18 protein-coding genes are annotated in these 25,899 nt (G+C 66.0%); 8 read left to right on the top strand and 10 right to left on the bottom strand.

Annotation, left to right across the window (positions count from 1 at the left end):
* Nucleotides 1-61: 61 nt before the first annotated feature.
* The gene (locus ACOYYX_RS13090) at nucleotides 62-1,639 is read right to left on the bottom strand and encodes a thiamine pyrophosphate-binding protein (protein WP_422930346.1); all 1,578 of its coding nucleotides are present in this window, start codon (nucleotides 1,637-1,639) and stop codon (nucleotides 62-64) included.
* A 173-nt stretch (nucleotides 1,640-1,812) separates the two neighbouring features.
* Between ACOYYX_RS13090 and ACOYYX_RS13085 the strand changes: the two genes are divergently transcribed.
* Nucleotides 1,813-3,021 (top strand): GspE/PulE family protein, encoded by a 1,209-nt coding sequence (locus ACOYYX_RS13085; RefSeq protein WP_422930345.1) that lies wholly within the window; start codon nucleotides 1,813-1,815, stop codon nucleotides 3,019-3,021.
* 40 nt (nucleotides 3,022-3,061) lie between these two features.
* Here ACOYYX_RS13085 and ACOYYX_RS13080 read toward each other — a convergent pair whose 3' ends face one another.
* Nucleotides 3,062-3,733: an adenylate kinase family protein gene (locus ACOYYX_RS13080; RefSeq protein ID WP_422930344.1), complete on the bottom strand. Its 672-nt coding sequence runs from the start codon at nucleotides 3,731-3,733 to the stop codon at nucleotides 3,062-3,064.
* A gap of 275 nt (nucleotides 3,734-4,008) precedes the next feature.
* Between ACOYYX_RS13080 and ACOYYX_RS13075 the strand changes: the two genes are divergently transcribed.
* Nucleotides 4,009-5,844, top strand: a complete 1,836-nt coding sequence (locus ACOYYX_RS13075) for an ABC transporter permease subunit (protein WP_422930343.1) — start codon at nucleotides 4,009-4,011, stop codon at nucleotides 5,842-5,844.
* Nucleotides 5,845-5,892: 48 nt separating this feature from the next.
* Here the strand turns inward: ACOYYX_RS13075 and ACOYYX_RS13070 are convergent, their stop codons facing one another.
* The 4 genes from ACOYYX_RS13070 to ACOYYX_RS13055 form a co-directional block, all read right to left on the bottom strand.
* Nucleotides 5,893-7,263, bottom strand: coding sequence for a DUF1552 domain-containing protein (locus ACOYYX_RS13070; protein WP_422930342.1), 1,371 nt, complete (start codon nucleotides 7,261-7,263; stop codon nucleotides 5,893-5,895).
* 4 nt (nucleotides 7,264-7,267) lie between these two features.
* Nucleotides 7,268-9,670 carry a DUF1592 domain-containing protein gene (locus tag ACOYYX_RS13065; RefSeq protein WP_422930341.1) on the bottom strand — a complete coding sequence of 801 codons (2,403 nt, stop codon included), beginning with the start codon at nucleotides 9,668-9,670 and terminating at the stop codon, nucleotides 7,268-7,270.
* A gap of 247 nt (nucleotides 9,671-9,917) precedes the next feature.
* On the bottom strand, nucleotides 9,918-10,832 hold the full coding sequence (locus ACOYYX_RS13060; protein WP_422930340.1) for a polysaccharide biosynthesis/export family protein: 915 nt from the start codon (nucleotides 10,830-10,832) through the stop codon (nucleotides 9,918-9,920).
* A gap of 238 nt (nucleotides 10,833-11,070) precedes the next feature.
* Nucleotides 11,071-11,508 (bottom strand): hypothetical protein, encoded by a 438-nt coding sequence (locus ACOYYX_RS13055; protein WP_422930339.1) that lies wholly within the window; start codon nucleotides 11,506-11,508, stop codon nucleotides 11,071-11,073.
* A 421-nt stretch (nucleotides 11,509-11,929) separates the two neighbouring features.
* Here ACOYYX_RS13055 and ACOYYX_RS13050 point away from each other — a divergent pair, with 421 nt between their 5' ends.
* The 5 genes from ACOYYX_RS13050 (at nucleotide 11,930) to ACOYYX_RS13030 (ending at nucleotide 18,000) form a co-directional block, all read left to right on the top strand.
* The gene (locus tag ACOYYX_RS13050) at nucleotides 11,930-12,871 is read left to right on the top strand and encodes a hypothetical protein (protein ID WP_422930338.1); all 942 of its coding nucleotides are present in this window, start codon (nucleotides 11,930-11,932) and stop codon (nucleotides 12,869-12,871) included.
* 244 nt (nucleotides 12,872-13,115) lie between these two features.
* A complete protein-coding gene (locus tag ACOYYX_RS13045) occupies nucleotides 13,116-14,660 on the top strand; it encodes a YcjF family protein (RefSeq protein WP_422930337.1) in 1,545 nt (514 codons plus the stop codon).
* A 65-nt stretch (nucleotides 14,661-14,725) separates the two neighbouring features.
* Nucleotides 14,726-16,093 (top strand): amidase, encoded by a 1,368-nt coding sequence (locus ACOYYX_RS13040; protein ID WP_422930336.1) that lies wholly within the window; start codon nucleotides 14,726-14,728, stop codon nucleotides 16,091-16,093.
* A 3-nt stretch (nucleotides 16,094-16,096) separates the two neighbouring features.
* Nucleotides 16,097-17,533: a YcjF family protein gene (locus ACOYYX_RS13035; RefSeq protein ID WP_422930335.1), complete on the top strand. Its 1,437-nt coding sequence runs from the start codon at nucleotides 16,097-16,099 to the stop codon at nucleotides 17,531-17,533.
* A gap of 65 nt (nucleotides 17,534-17,598) precedes the next feature.
* Complete coding sequence (locus tag ACOYYX_RS13030) at nucleotides 17,599-18,000, top strand: hypothetical protein (RefSeq protein WP_422930334.1); 402 nt, start codon at nucleotides 17,599-17,601, stop codon at nucleotides 17,998-18,000.
* A 58-nt stretch (nucleotides 18,001-18,058) separates the two neighbouring features.
* Here the strand turns inward: ACOYYX_RS13030 and ACOYYX_RS13025 are convergent, their stop codons facing one another.
* The 4 genes from ACOYYX_RS13025 to ACOYYX_RS13010 form a co-directional block, all read right to left on the bottom strand.
* A complete protein-coding gene (locus tag ACOYYX_RS13025) occupies nucleotides 18,059-19,048 on the bottom strand; it encodes a redoxin domain-containing protein (protein WP_422930333.1) in 990 nt (329 codons plus the stop codon).
* 130 nt (nucleotides 19,049-19,178) lie between these two features.
* Complete coding sequence (locus ACOYYX_RS13020) at nucleotides 19,179-20,564, bottom strand: glycosyltransferase family 4 protein (RefSeq protein WP_422930332.1); 1,386 nt, start codon at nucleotides 20,562-20,564, stop codon at nucleotides 19,179-19,181.
* Nucleotides 20,565-20,931: 367 nt separating this feature from the next.
* Nucleotides 20,932-21,861 (bottom strand): NAD-dependent epimerase/dehydratase family protein, encoded by a 930-nt coding sequence (locus ACOYYX_RS13015; RefSeq protein WP_422930331.1) that lies wholly within the window; start codon nucleotides 21,859-21,861, stop codon nucleotides 20,932-20,934.
* Between the two features lie 511 nt (nucleotides 21,862-22,372).
* Nucleotides 22,373-24,289, bottom strand: a complete 1,917-nt coding sequence (locus tag ACOYYX_RS13010) for a hypothetical protein (protein ID WP_422930330.1) — start codon at nucleotides 24,287-24,289, stop codon at nucleotides 22,373-22,375.
* Nucleotides 24,290-24,701: 412 nt separating this feature from the next.
* Here ACOYYX_RS13010 and ACOYYX_RS13005 point away from each other — a divergent pair, with 412 nt between their 5' ends.
* Nucleotides 24,702-25,730, top strand: a complete 1,029-nt coding sequence (locus ACOYYX_RS13005) for a hypothetical protein (protein ID WP_422930329.1) — start codon at nucleotides 24,702-24,704, stop codon at nucleotides 25,728-25,730.
* Nucleotides 25,731-25,899: the final 169 nt, after the last annotated feature.

Genomic DNA, 25,899 nt, shown 5'->3' with positions numbered 1-25,899 from the left:
TCCCAGGTATCCTCGATCGTTGCGGATGACAGGATCGGACTCCGCGTCCGAGGGGCGCCCCTCAGACGCGGAGGTTCCTCCACCGGTCGGGGACCTCGATGAGGCTCGGGCCGTCGCGATCGAGCGCCTCGGCGACGGCCGATCGCAGGGCGGCGACATCCCCCACGGTGATTCCTGGGACACCAAAGGCCCCGGCGAGCGCGACGAGGTCGGGGTTATTCAACTCGACGTCGAAGTATCGCCCCTCGTGGTTGCGTCGTTGCAGGTTCTTGATGGCCCCGTATGTCGAGTCGTTGTGGACGATCGTGATCAGGCGGAGGCCATAGCGGGCGGCGGTCGCGAGTTCCTGGGCCGCCATGAGGAAGCCGCCGTCGCCGCAGACGGCCACGACCGGTTTCCCCTCGAGGGCCACGGCAGCCCCCAGGGCGGCCGGGAAGCCCCAGCCGAGGGTGATGTAGTTCGACGGGTAGAAGAACCGCCGCGGCCCGTACGATGGCCAGTCGGTCTGGAGCCGGTAGCCCATCTCGCAGGCGTCGGTGAAGAGCGGGGTTTCCTCGGGTAAGGCCTCGCGGAGCGTCTCGATGAGCCACTCCGGGTGCTTCGGCCTCGCGGCCCGGATCGATTCACTCAGATCCGACCAACCATCGTCGCCGCCTTCGGGAAGCCGTTCAAGGAGCGCCCGGAGCGCGAGCCTGGCATCGGCGACGATCCCGACGGCCGCCGGGTAGTTCATGCCGACCTGGCCGGCGTCGACGTCGATCTGCACGAGGGCCTCGGGAACCCTCATCCGCTGTTGCTCCGTCAAGACTTCGGTGAATCTGCAACCGACCGCCAGCATCGCGTCGGCCTCGGCCAGCGCCAGCTTGGCCCTGACCGAGCGAGCATGGCCGAACGACGCCGGATCCCGCTCATCCACGACCCCCTTGCCATTGGTTGACGTGATGATCGGAGCATGCAGACGCCCGGATATGGCGAGGATTTCCGCTTCGGCCCCTCCCCAGGTCGCGCCACCGCCAGCCAGGATGATTGGCCTTTTGGCTCGCGTCAGGAGTTCCACCGCCGCATCGATCTCTTCGGAGGAGGCGCCTTGTGCCGGAGACGGCTCCGCCGCCGAGACGGTGTTTGGGTTCGATTCGAGGCGTAAAAGGTCTTGCGGCAGGAAGAGGGCGGTTGGTCGGGGGCGTCCCGAACGCATCGCGCCGAACGCGGCCTCGACCAGTTTGGGGATCTCCTCGGCGGTTCGGGCGGTCACGCACCACTTGGTGGCCGGGCGGAAGATCGCGTCGAGGTCAATCTCGTGATAGGCGCCGCATTCGAGGTCGATCCGATCCGAATTGACCTGGCCGGCGATGAGCATCATGGGGACGGAATCGGCATACGCCTCGGCGACGCCGGTCAGTGCGTTCGTGGCACCAGGACCGGCCGTGGTGCAGATCAGGCCGGGGCGGCCGGTGACGCGGGCGTAACCGTCGGCCGCGAAGGCGCCGGCCTGCTCATTGCGGATCAGGATCGTGGCGATCGAGCCGTCCCGGGCGAGTGCGTCGTAGATCGCCGTCGAGTGCGAACCGGGCATCCCGAAGACGTGGCGGACCCCATTCTCTGAGAGGGCACGTATGAGCAGATCGGCGCCGTTGGCCACGCTGGCGGACTCCCTCGCGGGTTAGACCTGGGTTGCATCCGCGCATCCTGGGCGGGCGGATTGGCCTCGAGTCTACCCGAACGGTTACCATGGTCGAAGGACGCGCCGAGGGTCGCGGCCCAACACCGTCGAGCCCCCGCTTTCCGCCAGTCCCCCGGCAAGGACCCCAACCGATGACGTCCCGAGCGGAAGCGTTCGCGAAAGAGCTTGCCTCGAAGTCGCCCGGCCGCCCCACTTACGCCCTGGAAGCCGTCGACCTCGTGCTCGCCGAGGCACGTACGCTGGGGGCCAGCGACATCCACTGGCTGCCCACGGCTGAGGGGCTCGCGCTCTCCTGGCGGATCGACGGCGTGCTCCAACCGGCCGCGTTGCTCCCGGTGGGGGTGGCTCCGAACGTCGTCGCCAGATTGAAGGTCCTGGCCGAGCTGCTCACCTATCGCACGGATGTCCCGCAGGAAGGCCGGCTCCGCGTGGCCTCGGGCGAGGTCGAGATGCGGCTGAGCACCTTCCCGACCCTCTACGGCGAGAAGGCCGTCGTCCGCCTCTTCGCGGCCTCGGGGCGATTCCTCCGGCTGGACGACCTCGGCCTGCCCGACGAGATCCGCGACCGCCTTCGCGAGCTCCTGCAGAACACGTCGGGGGCGATCGTCCTGAGCGGACCGGCCGGGAGCGGCAAGACGACGACGATCTACGCCTGCCTCCGGGAACTCGTCGAGACCTCCAAGGGCCAGCGCAGCCTGACGACCCTGGAGGACCCGATCGAGGTCCCCGTGCCGGGGGTCTCGCAATCCCAGGTCAACGCCGCGGCCGGCTTCACGCTCGAGGTCGGGCTCAGGTCGATCCTGAGGCAGGACCCCGAGGTCATCACGGTCGGCGAGATCCGAGATCCGGCCACGGCGGAGATCGCCTTCCAGGCGTCCTTGACCGGGCATCTCGTCCTCACCACGTACCACGCCGGTAGCGCCTCGGGGGTCGTGGGGCGGCTCGTCGACATGGGGATTGAGCCGTATTTACTCCGGAGCGGGATCCTCGCCATCGTCTGCCAGCGGCTGGTTCGGAGGCTCTGCACCTGCGCGACGCCGACCGAAGATCCCGCCGCATTCCTGGGCCTGGCGGTCGAGCGGGCCTACGTGCCGACGGGCTGCCCGGAGTGCGTCTCGACCGGCTATCGAGGCCGGGCGATCCTCGCCGAGCTGCTCCTACCCGACCGCGGAGAGCTGGGTCAGGCCATCATCGCCCGCGAAGATGTGGCTCAACTGGAACGGGCCGCCGTCAAGGGGGGGATGACCTCGCTCTGGGAGCGAGCCCGTCTCGCCGTGGAAGCCGGGACGACGTCGCCCGCCGAGGTCCGTCGCGTGCTCGGGCCTTCCGGGTCCTCGTGAAGGCCCGAGCACGCGAACAGTGACCATTGCCCGACCAGGTTTAGCGACCCAGGGTCCGGCAGGTCTCGGCGTAGACCTCATCGAATGACTGCTCGCCATCGACGACCCGGAAGAGGTCGGGGTGATGGGCCCGGTAGAAGGCCAGGATCGGCCCGGCGTTCTCCTCGTAGATCCGCTGGCGGACCTCGATGACCTCGACCGAGTCGTCGCGCCTCTGTTCGAGCTTGGCCCCGTCGACGTCGCAGACGTTCGCGACCTTCGGCGGGTGGTTCATGAGGTGATAGGTCGCGCCGCAGGTCGGGCACACGCGCCGGCCGCTCATCCGTGCGACGGCCGCCTCGTGGCTGACGGCGATGTCGAGGTAGCAGTCGACCTTGAAATCGAGGGCCTTCTCGAACTCGGCGAGCATACCGGTCTGACCCAGGGTCCTGGGGAAGCCGTCGAAGAGGAGCAACCGCTCCTTGGGCGCCTGGAGGCTCTGCCTGAGGAGGTCGGCGATCATCGCGTCGGAGACGAGCTGGCCCGTCTTGAGCGTGGCCTCGACCTGCTTGCCGAGGGCGTCTCCGCGCCGGACGGCCTCGCGGAGGAGCTCCCCCGTGCGGACGAGGAAGAAGCCGTGATCCTGGCTCAGGCGTTCGGCGATGCTGCTCTTACCGCTCCCGGGCCTCCCGAAGAGGACGACATGCTGGGGTTTCGGAACGGGGGTCATCATTCACCTCGTCGAAGGTCGGAAGGCGGGAAAAAGTCGAAGGGCCGGAGGATTTTCGGCGAAAGGACCTGCTCGAGCGAATCCCCGCGGGACTCGAACGAATCCACTCCCGTTCGACGCTCGACCTGATAACATTCCGGGGTCGAAGAGCTCACGGAAAGGGCAAAAGTCTTCCGAGGAGGCACGGAAATCCCCTGCTTGCACAGGTATCCAGAGATGGATTCGGCGTCGACGTCCCGGGAAGCCCGCAGGAAACGGCAAAGCTAAAGGGAGACTCCATGGTGTTAGGTCCCGTCTTTAGCGTCGAGTTGCTCACGGCGGCCCGGCGTCGTCGAAATTATGTCATCCGATTCGTGTATGGCCTGATCCTGCTCTATTTCATCTGGCAAACGGGCCCTAGCAACTTCACCTATTATAATCGAACCGCGGCCGACGAGTATTCGCATCAGGAGCTCGCCCGGATCGGCGGCGTCCTCTTCTCGACATTCCTCGCGGTCCAGTCGGTCACCATCCTGCTGATGACCCCGGCCCTCGTCGCCGGCGTGATCGCCGACGAGAAGCAGCGCAAGACGTTGCACTACCTGCTCGCCAGCAGCCTCTCCAGCTTCGAGATCATCGTCGGGAAGCTCGCGTCGAAGCTCCTCCAACTCGGCGTCCTGATCCTCATCGGCATCCCGGTCCTCAGCCTGATCAGCCTCTTCGGCGGGGTCGAGCCGATCCACATCGCGGCGAGCCTGGTCGCGAGCCTGACCACCGTGTTCTTCCTGGCGACGCTCTCGATCCTGATCTCGGTGCATGCCAGGCGCCCGCGCGAGGCGATCTCGCTCGCCTACCTGCTCGCGGGCTTCTGGCTCTTCGCCCCGGGCCTGATCCAGTGGATCATGCCGGCGGCCGGCGGCTTCTGGAGCCGGGTCTACGAGTGGATCAAGCCGGTGAACGAGTGGGTGGCCTCGTCGAGTCCATTCTATGTCCTGTCTGGGGGCCTCGGCAGGTCGATCTTCGGCAGCACGGCGGGATTCCTGACCGAGGTGGGCTGGATGTGCGGGCTCCAGTTCGCCTACGGCCTCCTCTTCCTCACCCTGGCGGTCCTTCGCCTCCGCCCCGTGTATCGCAACCAGGGCGAGGGGGCCAGGAGCCGACTGAAATTCCTGACCCGCCGCGGCAGGCTCTTCGGCCGGCCCCCTTGCGGCGACGACGCCATGATCTGGAAGGAGCGTTACGTCTCGAGGACGAGCGTGCTGACCAAGATCCTGAGCGGCCTGGTCGCCCTTGCATCACTCGGCACGCTCCTCTACTTCACGTTCGACTACTTCGCGATCCCGGCCTTCCGCGAGTTCTACTGGGCAGGTAGCGGCGCCACTTCGGCCAGGAGCGAGTTCAACGGATACCTCCGCGGGGTCTGCACGACGATCTACGTGCTCTGGTGCATCGCGCTCGCCTCCGCGGCGTCCGGCAGCCTCACGAGCGAACGCGAGGAGGACACCTGGATCAGCCTGGTCGCGACGCCCCTCTCCGGCCTCGAGATCATCCGGGCCAAGATGTTCGGGGCGATCTGGAGCGTCCGATGGGCGGGCGTCCTGATGCTCTTCCTCTGGCTCCTCGGCGTGATCTGCGGCGCGATCCATCCCCTCGGGCTCATCATCATCGTGGTCGAGACGGTCGCGTTCCTCGGCTTCGTCGACGCGCTCGCGACGTACTTCTCACTCCGGTCGGCGAAGTCGTCCAGGGCCCTGGTCGCCACCATCGCCCTGCTCATCTTCCTCAACGGGGGATATATGCTCCTCTGCATCCCCCTGCGGGCCGACACCATCCTGGTCGCGGTCGGCGTCACGCCGCTCATCGAGGCCTATTCTCTCCTCTCGTACGAGGACGTTTCCCAGTACTTCGGGGGAATGAATCCGGGCTTCCGGACGATGGACCGGGCGGGCGAAGCCGTCTTGGTCTGCTTCCTGAGCACGATCCTCTACTCGGCCGCCGCGATCGCCCTGACCTTCCGCGCCATCGAGCGGTTCGACTCGGTCGTCGACCGGCCTCGAAGGGCCCCCATCTACTACCCGTCACCGGCCCCGCCAGGCCCGGCGAAGTCGAAGCCTGACGACGAACTCGCGACTTGACCTGCAAGTCGCGAGTTCGCCCCCGGATCCGAAAGGCTCGGCCTCCGATCAGGAGAGGTCGAGCTTCCCCGTGCTGTCGCCGAGGCGGTCGACCGAGACCCCGACCCGATCGAGCATTGACAGATAGAGGTTGTTCATCGGCGTCGACTTGTCGAGCTTGAGGTGGCGGTTGGACCGGATCGAGCCTCCCCCCTTGCCGAGCAGGAGGACCGGCAGATCGTCGTGGTTGTGGCGATCGCCGTCGCTGATCCCACTGCCGTAGACGATCATCGAGCGGTCGAGCAGCGTCGCATCCCCTTCCTTGATCGCCTTCAGCTTCTCGAGGAAGTAGGCGAACTGGGTCATGTGGAAGCGGTTGATCTTCTTGATCTTCTCGTGCTTCTGCGCGTCGCCGCCGTGGTGCGAGAGGTCGTGGTGCCCCTCGGGGACGCCGATGAACGCATAGCTCTTGGTGCTGCCTTCATTGGCATACATGAATGAGCTGATCCGGGTCACGTCCCCCTGGAAGGCGAGCACCAGGAGGTCGAACATCAGGCGGATGTGCTCCTCGTAGCTCTGCGGGATCCCCTTGGGCCGGGAGACGTCGGAGAGGCTCGACTCAGCCCCCGCGCCCGAGTCGACCTTGGCCAGGCGGACTTCCAGCTCGCGGATGCCCGTGAGGTACTCCTCAACCTTGCGCTGGTCGTTGACGCCCAGGCGCGACTTGAGCGTGGTGGCGTCCTCGGCGACGTAGTCGAGGATGCTCTTCTTGTAGAGCTCGCGCTTGGCCCTGGCCGAGGCCGACTCGCCGACGACCCTGCTGGCGAAGAGCCGGTCGAAGACGAGGCGAGGGTTGACCTCCTTGGCCATCGGCGTCGATTCGGACCGCCAGGAGATGTTCGACGAGTAGGCGCAGCTATACCCAGAGTCGCAGTTGCCCGACTGGGCCCCGCGATCGCAGCCGAGTTCGAGCGACGCGAACCTCGTCTGCCGGCCGATCTTCGCGGCCGCGACCTGGTCGACCGAGACCCCCGCCCGCAGGTCGGCGCCGTCGGTCTTCAACGGGTGGCAGCCGGTGAGGAAGGTCGCCAGCGATCGGGCGTGGTCGCCGGCCCCGTCGCCGAGGTCGAACGCGTTCTGCTGGGCCAGGCCGGTCACGATCGTCAACGAGTCCTTGACGTTGGCCAGGGGCTCGAGGATGTGCGGGAGCTCGAAGTCGCTCCCCACCTGCTTTGGCACCCAGTCGGCCATGTGGACGCCGTTGGGGACGTAGAAGAAGGCCATCCGGAGCGGGGCCGTCGCCGGGCCCGCGCCGGCAGTGGCGCCGGTCGCGGCGATTTCGGCGGCGGGCGTCATCGCCTCGAGCCAGGGGAGTGCGATCGCCGTGCCCAGGCCGCGCAGGACCGAACGTCGAGTCATCTGCCAGGTCTTCTGATTCATCGACCTATGCCCTTCGATTCCTGCGCCGTTGGAACGGCTCGCTCTTGACGATCTCGATCACCAGGGTCGAAAACCGGTAGTGATCACGCACCATCGCGTCGACGATTCGATCCAGGACGCACTGATCGAATTCCTCGACCCCGCGCCCCAAGGCAAATGTCATCATCTTTTCCGAGAGGCAACGCGTGAATTCCTTCTCGCGCGTCTTGAGGATCGACTTCAGGCCCTCGGGCCCCTGGAAGGTCTGGCCCGACGGCAGGACACCCGAGGGGTCGATCGAGAACGCCTCGTCCTTCTCGCGCCAGGCGCCGATGGCGTCGTAGTTCTCGAAACCGAAGCCCAGGGGGTCCATCTTGGCGTGGCAGGACGCGCAGCTCGGGTTGGCCCGGTGCTGCTCCATCCGCTGACGCAGGGTGCCCGTCAGCTTCGACCCTTTCTCGTCCTTCAGTTCGGGGACGTTCGGCGGCGGAGGGGGGGGCGGGGTGCCGAGGACCTGCTCGAGGATCCACTTCCCGCGCTTCACGGGGGAGGTCCTCGTCGGGTTCGACGTCACCGCGAGCACGCTGGCGTGGGTCAGGACACCCCCGCGTTGGTGCTTCGGCTCGAACGTGACGCGGCGGAATTCCTCGCCGACGATCGAGTCGAGGCCATAGTGCTTGGCCAGGCGCTCGTTGACGAAGCTGAAGTCGGCGTCGAGGAAGTCGAGGACGCTGCGGTCCTCCCGCATGATCGCCTCGAAGAAGAGCTCGGTCTCCTGGAGCATCGCCCCTCGGAGCGAGTCGTCGAAGGTCGGGAACCGCTCGCGGTCGGGGTTGATCGTCTTGAGGTTGCGGATCTGGAGCCACTGGTCGGCGAAGTTCTCGACGAGCGACTTCGCCTTCGGGTCGGCCAGCATCCGCCTGACCTGCTTCTCGAGTTCGGCAGGCACGTGGAGCTTATTCGACGCGGCGAGCGTGAAGAGCTCGTCGTCGGGCATCGTGCTCCAGAGGAAGTACGAGAGCCTCGTGGCCAGCTCGTAGTCATTGACGAGGTGGCTGTTCTCCTTGACCTTGTCCGTCTTCTTGAGCCGCTTGTCCATCTCGACCCGGAAGAGGAATTGCGGCGAGACGAGCACCGCCTGGACAACGAGCTGGATCCCCCGTTCGAAGGTGTCCCCGTTCTGCTCGGCCAGGTCGACGAACTTGATCAAGCGGCCGACCTCGCCGTCGGTGGCCGGGCGTCGGTAGGCCCGGGTGACGAACCGATCGATGATCTCGCGGGCGCAGTCGCCCCGCGTCTCGGGGGTCGGGGTGCGGAAGATGATCTTGCGATGCGATTCGGGAGGTTTGCCCGTCGTGCCCGCCACGGGCCCCTGGATTTCCAGGTAGTCGATCACGAAGTTCCGGTCGCGGTTGTTCGGATCGGGGTGATTCGGGTCCCAGAAGTCGTTGAGGAAGGCGAGGGAGAACTTATGCGTCCCCGCGGCGACCCTGGTGCGGACCTCATAGACGCCGGGGGCTGCCTCGGTGGCCGGGACGTCGACGGCCTGGATCTCCTTGTCGTCGACCTTGAAGGCGGCCCGAGCCGGGTCGGGGCCGGCCTGCTGGCCGAAGGCCCGGGCGCGGAGGATGTAAACCGCGTCGCGCGGGAAGTTGTACGAGACCGTGATTTCGCCGGTGCTGCCCAGCACCCTGGCGAACTCGGAATAGGGGCTGCCCCCCGCCTCGGCCGGCAGTTCCTCGACCTCCCAGGTCTTCGACTCGGGCGCCAGGGCCGTCCCCGAGTCGATGGCACGCTCGGCGATCTGCTCGGCCGCGGCCATGTACTTTTCGAGGAGCAGCGGCGGCAGGGATAACACATCGCCAATATTATCGAATCCATAACCGACGTCGTCGGACGGGAAGTCGTCGGCCGGATGGAAGTCGATGCCCACGAGGTCCCGGATCGTGTTGTTGTACTCGGCGCGATTCAGGCGTCGGAGCGTCACCCGGCCCGGATCCACTTCCTTCGCGCAGTCGAGTTGCTCGGCGCGGTCGCCGCTCCAGGCCATGAAGGCCGCGAGTTCGTCGGCCGACGGTTTGGGCTTCCCGTCAGGCGGCATGTCGCCGGATTCGACGTTCTCGAGCACCTTGCGCCAGCTCTTGCGATTCTGGTCGACGACGGCGGCGTCCTTGAATCGGACGAGGTTCACGCCCCCCTTGGGCTTCATGTCGCCGTGGCAGCTCGTGCAATGTTTCTCCAGGAACGGCAGGACGTCCCGGTGGAACTCGGGCGGCTTGGCCGCGGCGGACTTCGGGACCGGGGTCGTCGCCGATTTCTCGTCGGCCTTGACCAGGATCCCGGCCTGGATTGTCAGGAACGCGGCCCAGGCTGCGAGCAGGAAGACGCGCCAGGACGGCGAGGCGGGCGAGGAGGGTGGAGTGGGCATGAAGGACCTCTGGCCGGGCAGGCTGGCGGGATTTCAACAAAAGTCTAGCAGGATTCGCGGGACAAGACGACCTAATTTCCTGCGACGTTTATCCAGTCGGAAGGCCCAGGAGACACCGATTGGGCGACCGGCCCGATATACCAGACCAACTCGCCCCAGGTTAAACGAGCCGAGGCCGGCAGCCCCCCGGGATCGGGTGACTGCCGGCCTCATCAAGCCGAAAGCAGGCCTTGTCGCATGGAGTCGATCAGCGAGCACCAGGCTGGGTCGGGGCTGTGGTGCTGGATGTCGTAGACGACCCGCTGAAAAGCGGCGTGTTGATCGACTTGGCCGACCTGGCGGCGAAGCTGTACTGCAGGACCGAGTTCACGACCGTCTGGAACGGGGCGGCCAGTCGGTCGATGAAGATCGTCGTGCGGACGATCGGGTCTCGGAAGACCATGAGACGGTCGCCCGGCATGATCTGATAGTTCGTCGTCGGGTCGCCCCCGTTGACGATCGCGGCGAGGTTGACCGGCAAGGTCTGCTCGCAGCAGGCCCCCGGCGGGGCCGGCCGCACCAGCCGGATGTTCTGGGGCGCGGCCGTCGCCAGCAGGCCGCCCGCGTACTGGATGGCGTCGAGCACCGTCTCGTTGCCGGTGATCGGCATGCGTCCCGGGGCCGCGACGTCCCCCTGGACATAGTAGACCTTGCTGTTGTAGGCAGCTATGTCGACGAAGACGTGGTTGCTGTCCTTGGGCTCGACGGGCACCATCTTGTCGTCCTTGGGGTCTTCCATGTCCCCCTCGTCCAGCTTCCAGAGCCCAAGGGCCTCATCCGTGAGGTACTTGCGGAGGTGGAGGACGATCTTCTCCTTGATTTGCGTGGTGGTCAGGCCCACGACCTCGACCTCGCCGTAGAAGCCGAGCGAGATCTTGCCGTCGGGACGCACCAAACGCTCATTCGTGATCGGCCGCCCCGGCAATGCCTCGAGCACCTCGACGATGAGGATGTCGGGGGGCTCGACCACGTAATCCGGCATCGCGACCTTCTGGAATTCGCGAGGCAGGTTCGTCTTCGCGATCTTTTCTTCCGGCGTCCTGACCGTCTGACATCCTGTGAATATCAGCACGGATAAGGCGATCAAGACACCGCCGTGGCGTCTCTTCCTTGCGCGCTCCATGCGAAACTCCCTCCCTGGCCCGATTTGGCTCAAGGCGGCCGATCACCCGCCGACCGCGACCCGATTTGCCGCTTGTCCTCCGCGGGCTAGGGTCCGAATCACCGAGACCCTGGATTCGAGCTTCATGTGGCCCCCCACTCTCGCAGGTCGCCCACACTCGCAAGACTCCCGGTCCATCTACGACAAACTCATCGGCAAAGCGAAGGCCCGTCTGTAGATCGAAACCCAGGAATACAAGTCACTTACGGTTAGACGGATAGCCCCGGATCGCCCGATTGTAGTAGCGATGCGTATTGGTCGGATTTTGCGGGGAGCGATTGAAATAGCGTGACGCACTCCCACCCGGGACGTCGGTGAGCCGACGGTCATCGGGGGGTGCCGCCGGCTCCGCGGGAGCCGGTGCCGGACGGACTCCGCTCAGCCGCCCCGAGCCGATCCCCCCATTGGCCTGCTGCGCCGCGAAGAAATAGAGGGCCCCGTTGCCGTTCACGGGGGCTTGCGTCATGTACGGGTTCAAGAAGGGATTGGCATAAGGATTCGTATACGGGTTGGCATAAGTCGCCATATTATTATTAGATCGCGAGGCCGACGGGACCGACTGCCCATGTGCCCCCTGCCCGATCGCGATCAAACCCAGGGGCACGGCCGCGAGCCGAGCGAGAACCGTCCAGTTCATATCTACTCCTCCCGAACGCCTTGAGAACCCCTTGACACCGAAATTCAATGGCCCTCACTTCCTCCTTCCATCGGCCCGACGTTCGCCCGGGATGACTGCTTCATGGCCGATTGAAGCGATCGCGACCATGGCTACGACACCAACCAGGCCAACCATCCCGAACGACCAGCAGAGCCCCTATCTTCTCCGGTCAATCACCCAACCACCGAAATCATTCTTCTCCAGCTTTTCCGGACAAGCAGATCCCCTGGAATCTTCAGCCGATTCCTCATATCTTCCAAACATCCCATCCAGCCGAGATTCGCTTCAGCACCAATCCCCAAGAAACCGATCGAACGAACGAGGGATGCTGGAGTCAGAGGACGCGCCAAGGGATTGGTACTGGGCGCGGTTCGGTAACCCCGGAACACGCGAGGCTAGGATGCTGAGAAAACTAAGGGCGCTCGTGCTATCGCCCGGAGCCTGGGCGGCCGCCCTGGTCCTGGGTACCCCTTGGCTGGCCCAGGCACAGCAGAGCGGACTCTTCCCATTGGCCCCGATCCAACGCGAGCGCGTCCCGTGCCCCGCGGAAGATCCTGTCTACGAGTTGTATCGTCGCGAGTACTTCGGGTACCATCCGACCTGCTGGCGTCCATTCCCGGCGGGCTGGGGCTGCCCCACGCCGCTGGCGGCGAACGTGGCCCAGGAGTTCAAGGAGCGTCCCCGGGGCAAGCCCCCGGAGATCGGGATGGATGAACTCGAGGGCGAAGGACCTCCGGGCGACATGGGCCCCGATCCGGGAGCCGAGCCGGAAAGCCCGCCCCCGGCCCAGAACGGCGGCAAGCCCCCGCTCCCGTCGGGCCGCTCCCCATTCGAGCTCGACACCGGCCCGACGGATCCGAATCCGAAGGGGGCGAGCACGACCCCGGAGAAGCCCGCCGCAGCCGTGCGGACCGCGCCGACCTCCAACCCGGATCCGTCGAACTTCAACCCGCCGCCTCTCGAGTTCACGCCCGAGAAGCCGAAGGACACGAAGCCCGCGGCCGGCCCGGGCCTGCCCCCGATCAGCCAGATCCCGATCCCCCGGGTCTCGTCGCGATCGTCGTCGGTCCCCGTCCGGAGCAGCACCTCGCTGATGCCGCTGCCCGACGCCGCCCCGACGACCTCGGCTTCGAACTCGCTACGACCGCTGACGGATGCGCCGACGACCGCCGTCACCAGGACGTCGGCCGCGTCCAGGACTTCCACCCCAATCCCGGCCCCGATGTACGGCAACTTCGTCGACCCGAGCCAGGTCCCCCCCGACGCGATCCCCGTGTCGCAGCCGGTCCAGGCCCCGCGACGGACGAGCTTCCTGGGCAACCTCTTCCGCTCCCGCAAGTAATCTGGGAGCGGGTCCGACGAATAACCTTCATCCAGGCGGCACGGTCGGCGAGACCGTGCCGCCTGGATGTCGTTTTGTTTCCGGGGGAACCGCGATTGCAAGTCGTCTCGATCTCGGCCCGCACCGTGCCTCGACGCCGGCAGGCGCATGCAAAACCGACCGGGAGATGGCACAATCGACCCGGGGTGCTCAACGTCCTTTGAGGTTCGTGCTCGACGCTTGCTCCCGCCAGGACACTCACGACATGCGGACATCTCGTTGGCTGATCCCCACGCTGGTCGTCATCCTCGCGCTGATCGCCTCGGCGTGGCTCCTGGTCTCGGTTGGGGAGATGCACGACCGGATCGCCAGGCATTCCCGGCCGCTCGCGGTCGGGTTCCTCGGCGCGGCGGGCCTGGTGGCGGCGGGCGCAGCCCTGACCTATGCCAGGTTCCTCTGGCGCAGCTCGAACGCCGACAGACCCCCAAAAAAGGCCCCCGAGGACATCGTCGTCGCCGCCGAGGTCCAGGCAGAGAAGGCCGAAGGGGTCATCCGCCAGATCCAGAACGACTCGGTCAAGGCGATCCTCGACCGTGAGCTCTCGGAACTCCGCGCCGACCGCCATAACCGCCGGTTCCACGTCGTCGTCTTCGGCACAGGCTCGGCGGGCAAGACCTCGCTCATCAACGCCCTGCTCGGCCAGAACATCGGCAAGACCGACGCCATCATGGGGACGACCAAACAAGGGGAAGTCTATAACTACACGCTGCAAGGCGTGGACGGCACCGTCGAGCTGACCGACACCCCGGGCCTCTCCGAGATCGGCTCGGGCGGCGCCGAGCGCGAGGCCCTGGCCCGAGACCTCGCCGCGAGGGCTGATCTGCTCCTCTTCGTCCTGGATCACGACCTGATCCGCGCCGAGTATGACCCCCTCGTCGCCCTCGCCAGGCAGGGCAAACGCTCGATCGTCCTGCTGAACAAGCAGGACCGCCTGGTGGATGAGGACCGCGAGGCGATCCTCGCCAAGCTCCGCGAGCGCCTCGAAGGGGTCGTGCCCCGCCAGGACGTCATCGCAATCGCCGCCTCGCCGCGGCCGACGCCCGTCCGGATGCGGAACCAGGACGGCACCGTCGAGACGATTCTCGAGGTCAACCCGCCCGACCTCTCCGCCCTCGTGGATCGGATCGGGGCGGTCCTGAAGCGCGAAGGGGATTCGCTCCGCGCGGGCAACCTCCTGCTGCGGGCCCACCTGCTGAGCAAGAAGGCGCAGGACCAGGTCGGCCAGGAGCGCGACGCCCGCGCCAGGCAGGTGGTCGAGAAGTTCCAGTGGATCACGGCGGCGACGATCTTCGCCAACCCGATCCCGGCGCTCGACCTGATGGCGGCCGGGGCCGTCCAGTTCCAGATGATCACCGAGCTCGCGTCGGTCTACGGCGTCGACATCTCGACAGCCCACGTGAAGATGGTGGGCTCGCAGATGGCCCAGATGCTGCTCAAGCTCGGGCTCGTCGAGGCCACGACCTCGCTCGTCGCCGGCCTCTTCAAGTCGTCGTTCGTCGGTTACGCGGCCGGCGGTGCGATCCAGGCGGTCTCGATGGCGTATCTGACGCACATCTCCGGCTCGGCGTTCCTCGAATACTTCGCCCACGGCCAGAGCTGGGGCGACGGCGGCATGCAGCAGGCACTCATCCGTCAATTCGACCTCAACAGCCGCGCGGAATTCCTCCAGGAGTTCGCCAAGCAGGCGCTCGACCGCGTGGTGAGCCGGGTGAGCCCGGGCTCGTCGTCGAGTGCGAAGTCGCGGTCGTAAGCGTCGTCAACGAACAAGGCCCTGCCCACGCGAATCCCTTTGGCCTCCCCCGAGGATCGGCATCCATGTCCCTGTATCCGCTCCCTCACGAGACGATCGCCGGCGTCGGCCGGATGCTCCGCCAGGGGCAGACGACCTGCGTCGAGGTCCTGAACCGTTGCCTCGACCGGATCGAGGAATGGGAGCCCCGGCTCAAGGCCTGGGCGGTCGTCGACCGCGCCGGGGCGATCCGACAGGCCGAGCGCCTCGACCGGGAGCTCGAGCGGGCCGAATGCCGAGGGCCGCTCCACGGGATCCCGATCGGCGTGAAGGATATCATCGACGCGGCCCCCCTGCCCTCGTCCTGCGGCTTCCCCCCCTGGGCCTCCAGGGTCGCCTCGCGCGACTCCAGCATCGTGACCGCGCTCAGGGCCGGAGGGGCGATCATCCTGGGCAAGACGGTGACGACGCAGTTCGCCTGGATCGATCCGCCGCCGACCCGGAACCCCTGGAACCTGGCGAAGACCCCCGGCGGCTCCTCGAGCGGCTCGGCCGCGGCCGTCGCCGTGGGGATGTGCCTGGGGGCCCTCGGGAGCCAGACGGGGGGGTCGATCATCCGACCCGCCTCGTACTGCGGCATCGCCGGGCTCAAGCCGAGCTATTCGGGGGAGGCGGATGGCGTCTTCCCCCTCTCCCCCAACCTCGACCATGTCGGCACCCTCGCACGGTCGGCGGAGGACCTCGGCATCCTCTTCGGCGAGTTCGCGAGGACCGATGTCGACGAAGATCCGGACTTTCGCGACCCCGCCGAAATCCAGGCATCCCTCGAATCCCGGAGTTCGACCGGCTCCCGGCCGCCCCGGCTGGCGAAGCTCCGGGGCAGCTTCGAGTCGGCCATCGAGCCGGCCGCGATGGAGGCCTGTGAGCGTGCGATTGCGACCCTCGCCGAGCAAGGGGTCGAGGTCATCGAGCTCCCCCTGCCGTTCGACTTCGAAGAGGCCACCCAGCACCACCGACGGATCATGGCCGCCGAGGCCTCGGCCGTGCATGCCGCGGGGTTCGCCGCATCGCCCGACGCCTACAGGCCCAGGATTCGCGAGTTGATCGAGGAAGGCCGCACGATCTCGGCGACCCAGTACCTCCTGAGCCGGGCCCATCAGGACGACTGGCGAGCGAGGATGTCGCACACGTCGCTCGAGGTCGATGCGATGGTCATGCCCTCGACGCTCGGACCGGCTCCCGACGCCGACTCCACGGGAAGCCCCGCGTTGAACTCGTTGTGGAGCTACGTCGGTTCCCCGTCGTTGACCTTCCCCGTCGGCCTCACGTTCGAGGAGCTCCCACTGGGGATCCAGCTCGTGGGCCCGCGCTGGTTCTGCGAGGATGAGTTGATCGCCACGGCCGCCCGTTGCGAGACCCTGTTGCGAAGCGCCAACGGCGTGAAGAGGTTCTGACCCATGGCCGATGAACTGGAACAGCCTCCGGGACCGAACGACGCCCCCAAGGCCGGGGCCGACCTGAACTCCACGCTCGGCGACCTCGAAGCCTCGCGCGTTGATAATCTCATCGAGAGGGCCCGCGAGAGCCTGGAGGAGACGCTCAAGAGCCTCAAGCTCACGAGCGAAGAGGAGCGGGCGCTCGTCGACGAGCTGAACCAGCTCCGCGACCTGAGCACCAAGCTCGACGAGAACACCATCGAGATCGCCGCCTTCGGCATGGTGAGCCGGGGTAAATCTTCGGTCTTGAATGCGTTGATGGGCCGCGAGGTCTTCCAGGTCGGCTCGATCCACGGCACGACCGTCTCGCGCGCCTCGCAACGCTGGGAGCAAGGTTCGACCTCGGCCCACCCGGGGCTCGAGGGGGCCCGCCTCAACCTGATCGACACCCCCGGGATCGACGAGGTCGGCGGCGAGGCCCGCGAGGCCCTGGCCAGGACCGTCGCCCGCCACGCCGACCTGATCCTCTTCGTCGTCTCCAGCGACCTGCAGCGCGTCGAGCTCGAGGCCCTCTCGCAGCTCCGCGAGGCCCAGAAGCCGATCATCCTCGTCTTCAACCAGATCGACCGCTACCCCGAAGCCGACCGCGATCAGATCTACGCCAAGATCAAGGATGAGCGGGTCCGCAACCTCATCAGGCCCGAAGACGTGGTGATGACCGCTGCCAGGCCCGACCCGTTCAAGGTCAAGATCCAGAACCCCGACGGCTCGACCAGCACCGAGTGGGAACGCCCCGCCCCGGTGATCGAACCCCTGAAAATCCGGATCCTGGACGTGCTCGAGCGCGAGGGCAAGGCGCTCGTCGCCCTGAATACCTTGCTGCTGGCCGGCGACCTCCATGAAGAGATCGTCGCGCATAAGATCCGCATTCGCGACGATGCCGCCAACCGCATGATCTGGAACTTCGCCCTGGCGAAGGGGGCCGCGGTCGCCCTGAATCCGATCCCCTGGGCCGACATGGCCGGGGGCCTGGCCGTGGACGTGGGGATGATCGTCGCCCTCAGCAAGGTCTACGGCATCCCGCTCACGCGCAGGACGGCGACGAGCCTGGTCAAGGACATGATGCTCGCCCTCGGCACGATCGGGGCCGTCGGCTTCGCGACCCGGTTCCTGGCGGGGGGCATCAAGTCGTCGCTCGTGGGCCTCTCCATAGCCAGCGGCGGGCTCGCCGTCCCCTTGACGGCGCTCGGCTACGGAGCGATCGGGCTGACGCAAGGGGGCGCGGCCGCCACCACGTCGTACGTCCTGGGCCACGGGGCCAAGCTCTACCTGCGCCAGGGGTGCCAGTGGGGCCCGCGCGGGATCAAGACCGTGATCCAACAGATCCTGGCCGAGGCGAAGTCGGATTCGGTGGTCGACCGGCTCCGCGACGACCTCAAGCGTCGAATCGTCAAATGAGCACGTCCCGGTTCGGAACAGGTCAACGTGTCTTGATTGGATTTGCCGCCGCGTCCGCGATCGGCATGGTTTTCACGCTGATGGCCTGGTCGACGAGGGACGTGCGCCGGGTGGTCTCGCTCTATACCGACCTGCTCGCGGCCGCGAACCGCCAGGATCTGGAGGGGGTGCGGGCGGTCTGCTCGGCTCGTTACCTGAAGGGCCACGAGATCGTCGCGGCGGCCGAGGGGGGGGTCGCGGGCCTGCCGCGGAACATCCACCCCAACTTCCAGACGTGGTGGCAAGGGTCGAACATCTGGCTCTGCCCGACGAATCGCACGGGGCCCGTCTACCAGTTCGTCCGCGAGCGCGGCGACTGGCGGTTCGACGGCCCGGTCGGACTGCTCCGCGGCCTCAACGAGTTCTATCCGCTCGACGAGACGCCCATCGCAGCCCCCGGGGAGGAGTCGGCCGCAAGGCCCCTCTGATCGAGCCGGGTCGGCGACTGGCGACCGAGATCGATCGCCAATCGCTCAAACATATTCATTAGCGAGTGGCCGTCGCCGGGGTATCCTTGAGGATCTTGGCGAGGGAGGGCTCCAGGTTCGCGCCTCGCAGCTCGATCCGGACGATGTTGCCGTCGGGGCTGATGAGGAACGTTGCGGGGATCGAGCTCACGCCGAAGGCCTCGACGAGGTCGCCGCCGGCCGTCGCGCCGTGGACCTGCCGCCAGGGAATGCCCCGGGCCTTGACGAAGTCGAGGACGGCCGGCTTGGTCTCGTCGAGGCTGACCCCGACGACTTCGAGCCCCTGGCCATGGAACTTCTTGAAGGCCTCCTGCACGCGGGGGAGTTCCACGATGCAAGGGGCACACCAGGTCGCCCAGAAATCAATGAGGACGTACTTGCCGCGGTAGTCGGCGAAATTGAGCGGCTTGCCGTCCACGTCATGCGCGACCACGCTCGGGGCCGGCTTGCCGACCATGTCGAGGCGGGCGAGCTCGTCCTTCACCTTCTGACGCAGGGCGGCACTCTCGCCGAAGCGGTCGAGCAGGATCTGGTAGATCTTGCGGGCGACGTGATATTCGCCGGCCCCCGAGGCCGAGACGGCCAGGCTCTCCGCGAAATTGACGGCGAACTCCTCCTGCTCGCTCTTGCCCACGGCCTGCATCAACTGTTCGAAGCGAGTGAGGGCCTCGTTGTACTGGCCGGCCTTGGCCCTGGCCATCGTGGTGACGATGCGGGCGAGCGACTGGATGGGACCTTCGGGGAAGTCGCGGAGGTACTGCTGGGCGACCGCCTCGTTCTCCACGAACCAGTCGTGCTCGATGGCCTTGTTCAGCAAGGTCATGTAGGCCTGGTCGAGGTCGTCGGCCTTGGGATGGGCCTGGAGGTAGGCGGTGAGATCCTTGATCAGGGCGCGATCGTGGTTGTTGACGATCTCCATGGAATTCGCCGGCGGCTTGTCTTCCGCCGAAGCGACGCCGGCCAACATGCCGCAGGCCAGCAGGAATGCGCAAGCTCGGACCTTCACCACGTCTCTCCTCCTTGCGTCTGAGACCATCGCGGACGCCGATCCTCGAGGCCCCCATTTCGAAGGGCCCGGAGGATCGGCGGGCATAGGTTTCGATACTCGCTCGTCGAATCCTTTCCGACGAGTATTCGGTTCAGAGCGAACTGCCGGCGACCGAGGCACCGATCGGCCTGAGGACCGGGGTCGGCGCCTGGGCCGGGACCGGGATCAGATCGGAGACGAGCTTGCACCAGCGGGCACAGCAGGTGTTCTGCTCGTAGGTCGACAGGAAGGCCGCGCGGCCGCGACGCCCCATCTCCTGGGCGAGTTCGGGGGAGCCGGCCAGGCGTTCTAGGGCGGCGACGAGCCCATCGACGTCGCCGAGCCTGACGGTGATGCCGCAGTCGGCATCGCGGATCGTGTCGGCCGACTCGCTGTGGTCGGGGCCGACGAACAGGTTCGGGCGCCCGGAGGCCATCGCGCCATAGACCTTGCTCGGCACGACGAGGCCGGTCATCTCGATCCGCATCGAGCTGAGGTGCACGTCGGCCAGTGAGAGCGAGGCGTGCAGCATCTCGCGGGGGAAGTAGTCGAGGATGCGGACGTTGTCGAGCTGATACTGCTCCTTCGCCTCGCGGACCTCGCTCAGTCGCGGCCCGCCGCCGACGAAGAGGAACAGGATGTCCGCGCGGTCGCGGAGGCGACGGGCGGCGGCGATGAACTCGTCGAAGCTGTGGGCGAGGCCCAGGTTGCCCGAGTACATCGCGATAAACTGATCGGTCAGCCCCATCCGCTCGCGGAGCGGGTGGTTCTCGCGGGGCATCGGGTAGATCTCGTCGCGGCGACTCCAGACGGGTACCACCTCGACGCGGTCCCTTCGAACCCCCTTGGAGGCGACGCGGTCGGCCATGTACGCGCCGAGGACGACGACTTTGTCCGCCTGGCGATAGACGAAGTCGCTCAGCCAAGCCAGGGCGGCGACGAACGGATTCTTGCGCGACATCCGCCCCAGGGCGAGGCTCGCGTCGGGATGGAGGTCCATGCTCCAGTAGACGTGCTGCGCCCCGCGGAACCGCCTCAGGACCGTCCCGATCAGGCCGATGATCGGCGGCGTCGTCAGCGTCGTGACCACGTCGAACCGCGGCATGGTCAGTGCGAAGAGCATCGCGTGGATGTAGAAGCTGAGGTAATCGACCATCCGGTGCAGCGTGGTCTTGCGCCCCAGCGAGGTCGTGCGGACGCGATGGATGTGCACGCCGTTGTGGATCTCGAACGCCGGCGGGCGGGGCACGCCCGGCTTGTACGACCCCTGCCCGCAGAGGACGTGGCACTCATGCCCCTGCGAGGAGAGCGCCTCGACCAGGTCGCTCAGGTGCTGCGCGGTGGAGGCGTGATCCGGCCAGTAGTACTGGTTGATGAAAAGGAGTCGGCCCGCGTTCCCGGCCCTCTCGCCCAGGTGAATCCGAGGCGAAGGGATCGCATCGGCCGAGGTCCTCGGCCCGGTCTGGAGGTTGCGAGCGGAGTTGCCAATCGTCTTCACCCAAGCTCTTAGCATCATGCGTCCGCCTGGGCCTTCGAGGCCCTGTTCCAGGCATGGTCTCGGTCAATCCGGCCGTAAGGTCGGTCGACGGCATCCAGCCATCGAGAACTTGCGTCCTGGTCAACGCCCCGAGGGGCGTCCGAGATCTCGGGCCAGGGAAACCATCCGCGGGGCCATCACAGAGATCCTCGTCCCGCGCGAGGCCTCTTGGCCCCGCCGTGCAACTCCAGATCCCGATCGGCCCCGGCAAAGCCTTCTATCGTCATCCATCAAGAATTGGCGACAACCCGATATTCGCAATTTTCGATCCGGATTATTTCGGATCGAATCGGGGCCGGGGTTCGATCCCGGCCCCTCCGTGTCGTTCTTAGACGTTGGCGAACGGGTTGTGGAACTCGATCAGCCGGGCCGCGCGGACGAGCTCGGCGATGCCCGTGTCGAGGTCGACCGTCGTCTCGAAGCCGCACTTGCGGATCTTCTCGTACGAGACCTCGTAGTTCCGCTGATCGGCGTCGGTCCCCACCTCGGCGAAGTGGAGGTAGAAGTCGACGTGCTCGAGGATCTTCCTCGCCACGTCTTCCTTCGTGAAGTTCATGCTCTCGTGGCCGACGTTGTAGACGTCGTCCTTGACGGTATCCCACTTGTCGAGGGCGAACATGATCGAGCGTGCCATGTCGCGGACATGCACGAACGTCCGCTTGAACCGGCCTTCGTACACGATCACGTTGCGGTTCTTCACCGCCTGATACGTGAAGTCGTTCGGCATCAGGTCGAGCCGCATCCGGTTGCTCACGCCGAAGGCCGTGGCATAGCGGTAGGCGACGCTGTTGCCGGCGTCGAGGATCATCTGCTCGGCCGTCGCCTTGGTCTCGCCGTAGAGCGTGATCGGCGAGCGGGGCGTGTCCTCGTTGCAGACGTAGTCGGGGATCGAGCCGTAGATGCTCCCCGTCGAGGCGAAGATGACCTTCTGATCCTTCTTGCGGAGGTTCAAGAGGTTGCGGGTGCCGTCGACGTTCGTCGCGGTGGCGAGCTGCGATTCTTTCTTGCAGGCGGGGTATCCGACGATGGCCGCGAGGTGGACCACGGCATCGACCCCTTCGAGGGCCTTGCCGAGCGCCGCGGAGTCGCAGACGTCGCCCTTGATCAGCTCGAAATGACGGTTCTGACAGCAGGGCAAGAGCCCGTGGCCGCCGAACTTGAGCATGTCGTAGACGCGGACGCGATGCCCCTGCTGTAAGAGCATCGGGACGAGCGTGGATCCGACATAGCCGGCTCCGCCGGTGACAAGAATACGCATGGTGGTCCCATCCTTGGTAGCTGTGCTGCGCCCGACTTGGGGAAGAGGGAAGGGACGAAAGGAAGGGATCAATCGAAAGGGCTGACCTTCCTCCTTGCGGCCCTGACTCCTACCGACTGACGAGTCCGGATCACCCATCTCCCCGGCTCGACCGGGGCATCACGATTCCATCGAAGGTCGTGGATCAAGCGGTCGGGACTCGTCGGGGAGTAATATGGAAGACATTCGGCATTCTGTCAACCGATTTCCCACGATTTGATTAAAGTTTCGGCGAGGTTCGTTCGACTTGGCCGCCAAAATTCATCGCGGCGCCCGCACATCATCCGCAATATTCTTATTTTCACGCAAAGTCATGAAGACGACGACGCGTGAAGAGGGCGTCCCCTGCCTTCGAAAACGAGAGACCGGGCGACGACCTCCGGTGAAGGAGTCCGCCGCCCGGCCTTGTAAAACCTGGCTCCCGTTCGACGCCCGGTCCACGACTCGTGGTCGCCGATCCGGACGGATTCGATCATCCCTGGATGGCGCTGGTGCGTCCCAGGGCGATGTCGAAGTCGCTCACGGCGGGGACGAGCATCGCGAGGAGTGCGAAGCCGTAGACGCCGAAGCTCACGAGCAGGGCCGCCATGATGTCGCCATTCAGGAGGCTGATGACGCAGTAGAACGAGCAGAAGGGCGTCAGCAGGGCCACCAGGGCGATCGCGTGGGACGGGTTCTTCGAACCGAGCGAGCCGAAGAGCGCGACGCTCCCCGCGCCGATGAAGATCAGGAAGCTGAGGAGCTGCCGGCCGAACTCGCTGTCGCTCATGATGATCAGGAAGGCGCAAACCAGGATGCCGACCATCAGGAAGAAGATCGTCCCCAGGCTGTTCGCGACGGCCGTGCGGCTGTTCGTGTACGTCAAGGCCGCGTGGAGCCCGAGCATCGCCGAGAAATGCGCGAGCAATAGGAAGTCGATGATCACATAAACCACCGACTCTATCGACATCGCACCTATGGCCGCGAACCATATCGCCAGGAGGATCGGTAAGACGACCATCTCCTTGGTGTTATAGAGCACGCCGTAGAGCTTGCCGTAGATGAACTGCTTGGGCGTGAGTTCCGTCACCAGCAGAAGGTCAAGCGCCCCCGTGTCGCGTTCGCTCGTGAGGGCGGTGACCCCCTGGGCATTGACGAGCACGAGGCTCAAGATGGCCAGCGGGATCAGGATCCGGGCGGGGCGCCAGGGGTCGTTCTCGACGTCCGGGTTGGCGTAGAAGAAGGCCACTCCCAGGATGAAGGCCAGCAGGTAGGCCCCCTTGATGATGAGGGGCTTGGTCCCGTAGGCCCTCGTCATCAGCTCGCGCCAGAGGATCGGGTGCTCGCCCCAGGGGGACCTGTAGCTGCCGACCCCCTTCACGATCCGGCGGTGGGTCCGCCGAGGCACGTGCAGGCCGGTGGTGCCGCCGGCGTCGTCCAGGTTGGTCGCGTCGTGTGCGTCCGAACCCCCGGCCGATCGGCCGGACTCGAAATGAGTCCCCCGCGCCACCGATGCCGAGGCGCCGACCAGGGCCGGCTCGACGGCCTCCTCGACCTCGATCAGGGTCTCGGCGACATCCTCCTCCTGCTCCCCTTCGCGCTCCTCACGGGGCTCGTTGCTCCCCGGGTTCCAGACGCGGAGGCGATTCACGCCGAACGCCAGGAGGGCGAAGGCCGTGAGGATCGCGAACGAGACGAAGAGGTAGCTCGGCCGCAACCAGGCCGAGGACGACTCGTGGGTCTGGTGGATGATGGCGAAGACCGTGCGATACGGGTTCAGCACGATCGAGAGCGGGATGCCGAAGATTTTGGCCTCGGGATACGCGAAGCCGATGGCCTCGATCCCCGAGAGCGTCAGCACGATCACGAGGACCGTGAGGGCCAGCGACTGGAAGGTCCGATCGCGCCAGAGCGCCACGAGCATGCCGAGCACACCGCCGGCAATCCCCGCCGCGGCCGTCACTCCAAGGATGTCGGCCACCTGCGAGGGCGAGATCCCGCCCATCAGCATGCAGAGGAAGAACACCGGCGCGGCGGTCGCCAACAAGGTCACGATCTGGAGCAGGCTCGCGGTCAGCTTGCCCAGGACGATCTCGAGGTCGCTCAGGTCCGTCATGAGTAGGAGGACGAAGGTGCGTCGGTCCTTCTCATGCGCCACCGCGGTCGCCGCCGCAAGCGGCGCGAAGAAGAGCATCAAGGTGAGCTGGATCAGGACGAAGAGCTGGAACAGGAAGCCGGCGAAGCGAGCGATGACGCCGAACTCGCGCACCTCTCGCCAGCCGATGAGCGACTGCCAGGCCGTCCACATGAGAACGAAGAGCAGTCCGACGTAAGCCGCACGCGCGATATAAAAGCGAATAGGCCGAGGGGCGGTGAGCACCTCTCGGGCGATGATCGGTCCGGCGAACAAGAGCAGTCCTCCAAGATGCAGAGCGGCGGCGCGTTCGGGCGAGCGAGGCCGTCGACAGGCCTTTTTGTCGCTGTATACGATGCCGGTAGGCAAAAGGATCGGTTGGCTGCCGATTCGAATGCGGTTTTGCCCGGCAGTGGCCTCGGCAAAGGCAATAGCCTCGGGACATCCGCCCGGCCGAGATCCGAATGCCGACACGTGCCTTTCGAGTCTACCAGACCGCCACGCCGGTCCCCAAGAGAGCGACACAAACCTCAACGCAGCTTCAAGCATTCTTCATCGCCGGCCCATTTTCGCACGGCCTAAGGACGCAGGCTCTCAATCAACCATCCGCCCATGCCGACAGCTTCGCATCGCGGACGAATCACGCCGGACAACGCAACCGACTCTCTTCGAGGAAGATAGGCCTGCCATGGATCCTTCGCCGACGCTGGTCGAGTTGCTCTTCCCGAGGCGGGATGTCCGCCTCTCCGCGGTGATCGACGAGTTGAGCGAGGCCCCGACCGGCCCTTCCGCCGATAACTTCGTCAGCAATGAGGACTCGTACCCTCGTGTCGCCGGGGACCTCGAACGCCTGGCGCCCAAAGGTGGGGCCTATCTCGGCGTCGGGCCAGACCAGAATTTCACGTTCCTCGCCCATTGCGCCCCGAAGCTCGGGATCATCGCCGACTTCCGACGCCGGAACGCCCTGCTCCACTTATTACATAAGGCGCTCGTTTCGCTCTCGCCCGGCCGCGTCGCCTACCTCAGCCGGCTCACGGCGAGGCTGCCGGAGACGCTCTCCTCCGAGCCGACCCGCGAGGAGTTGGTGGACGCCTTCACGAAAGCCAAACTCGACCGCAAGCGGCTGGACGACGCGATCGCCGAAGTCCGACGCTTCCTCGAGCCCCTCAAGGTCGTGCATGACGACGAGTGGGACGACCTCGCCTCGATCCAGTCGCGACTGGCCGGCCCCGGGCTCGAGGCCCGATTCCTCGCCCTCAAGATGTATCCCACCCTGGGGCGGATGATCGGCACCGACGACCGCGAAAGTCGGCCCGCCCACTGGCTTGCCCGAGAAGAGACTTATCAGTTCATCCGAACACTTCAGCGCGGTGACCTCGTGATCCCCATCGTGCAGGACTTCGCGGCGGATCGGAGCTTTACCAGGCTTCGAGACTGGCTGAATCGGACCGATTTGTTCCTGTCCGTGCTGTACATCTCCGATGTCGAATTTTTTTTGATGCGACACGGTCGTTTTCGCGCGTATGTCGAATCGTTGGCGAGACTTCCCTGGCACAAGGATGCGCTACTGATCCGGACCAGCACGCGAGAGATCGCGCATCCGGATCGTATCCGGGGGGACAGCTCGACGACGGTCCTCCGTCGGGTTGACGCCTTCCTCGAGGCGGCCCTTCAGGATAGGATCCGCACCCTCGACGACTTATTCGCGGCGCATTGAACGCCCGGATATCGCTCATTCCACTGTGATCATGCCGACGAAAGTACGCGCGCCGGCAGCCGGAATCCGCGATCCATAAAGGATCACCGATTCGATTACTGTTAAACCGTCCGATTGCTGAGCGAAGCGTGTTGCGGCTATAATACGAAGCGTTTGGGAATACCTTGCC

The sequence above is a fragment of the Singulisphaera chitinilytica genome, from assembly GCF_049331405.1.
In the GTDB taxonomy this organism is placed as follows: Bacteria; Planctomycetota; Planctomycetia; order Isosphaerales; family Isosphaeraceae; genus PoT.
Note: the sequence above shows the minus strand (reverse complement) of the source record. Positions and strands in the feature narration are given on the sequence as shown.

What these genes read in the sequence shown, in the direction of transcription:
- ACOYYX_RS13060 (WP_422930340.1), bottom strand. Translation starts at nt 10,832, where the DNA reads ATGGAGCGCGCAAGGAAGAGACGCCACGGCGGTGTCTTGATCGCCTTA.
- ACOYYX_RS13040 (WP_422930336.1), top strand. Translation starts at nt 14,726, where the DNA reads ATGTCCCTGTATCCGCTCCCTCACGAGACGATCGCCGGCGTCGGCCGG.
- ACOYYX_RS13030 (WP_422930334.1), top strand. Translation starts at nt 17,599, where the DNA reads ATGGTTTTCACGCTGATGGCCTGGTCGACGAGGGACGTGCGCCGGGTG.
- ACOYYX_RS13065 (WP_422930341.1), bottom strand. Translation starts at nt 9,670, where the DNA reads ATGCCCACTCCACCCTCCTCGCCCGCCTCGCCGTCCTGGCGCGTCTTC.
- ACOYYX_RS13050 (WP_422930338.1), top strand. Translation starts at nt 11,930, where the DNA reads ATGCTGAGAAAACTAAGGGCGCTCGTGCTATCGCCCGGAGCCTGGGCG.
- ACOYYX_RS13080 (WP_422930344.1), bottom strand. Translation starts at nt 3,733, where the DNA reads ATGATGACCCCCGTTCCGAAACCCCAGCATGTCGTCCTCTTCGGGAGG.
- ACOYYX_RS13045 (WP_422930337.1), top strand. Translation starts at nt 13,116, where the DNA reads ATGCGGACATCTCGTTGGCTGATCCCCACGCTGGTCGTCATCCTCGCG.
- ACOYYX_RS13005 (WP_422930329.1), top strand. Translation starts at nt 24,702, where the DNA reads ATGGATCCTTCGCCGACGCTGGTCGAGTTGCTCTTCCCGAGGCGGGAT.
- ACOYYX_RS13070 (WP_422930342.1), bottom strand. Translation starts at nt 7,263, where the DNA reads ATGAATCAGAAGACCTGGCAGATGACTCGACGTTCGGTCCTGCGCGGC.
- ACOYYX_RS13055 (WP_422930339.1), bottom strand. Translation starts at nt 11,508, where the DNA reads ATGAACTGGACGGTTCTCGCTCGGCTCGCGGCCGTGCCCCTGGGTTTG.
- ACOYYX_RS13015 (WP_422930331.1), bottom strand. Translation starts at nt 21,861, where the DNA reads ATGCGTATTCTTGTCACCGGCGGAGCCGGCTATGTCGGATCCACGCTC.
- ACOYYX_RS13035 (WP_422930335.1), top strand. Translation starts at nt 16,097, where the DNA reads ATGGCCGATGAACTGGAACAGCCTCCGGGACCGAACGACGCCCCCAAG.
- ACOYYX_RS13085 (WP_422930345.1), top strand. Translation starts at nt 1,813, where the DNA reads ATGACGTCCCGAGCGGAAGCGTTCGCGAAAGAGCTTGCCTCGAAGTCG.
- ACOYYX_RS13075 (WP_422930343.1), top strand. Translation starts at nt 4,009, where the DNA reads ATGGTGTTAGGTCCCGTCTTTAGCGTCGAGTTGCTCACGGCGGCCCGG.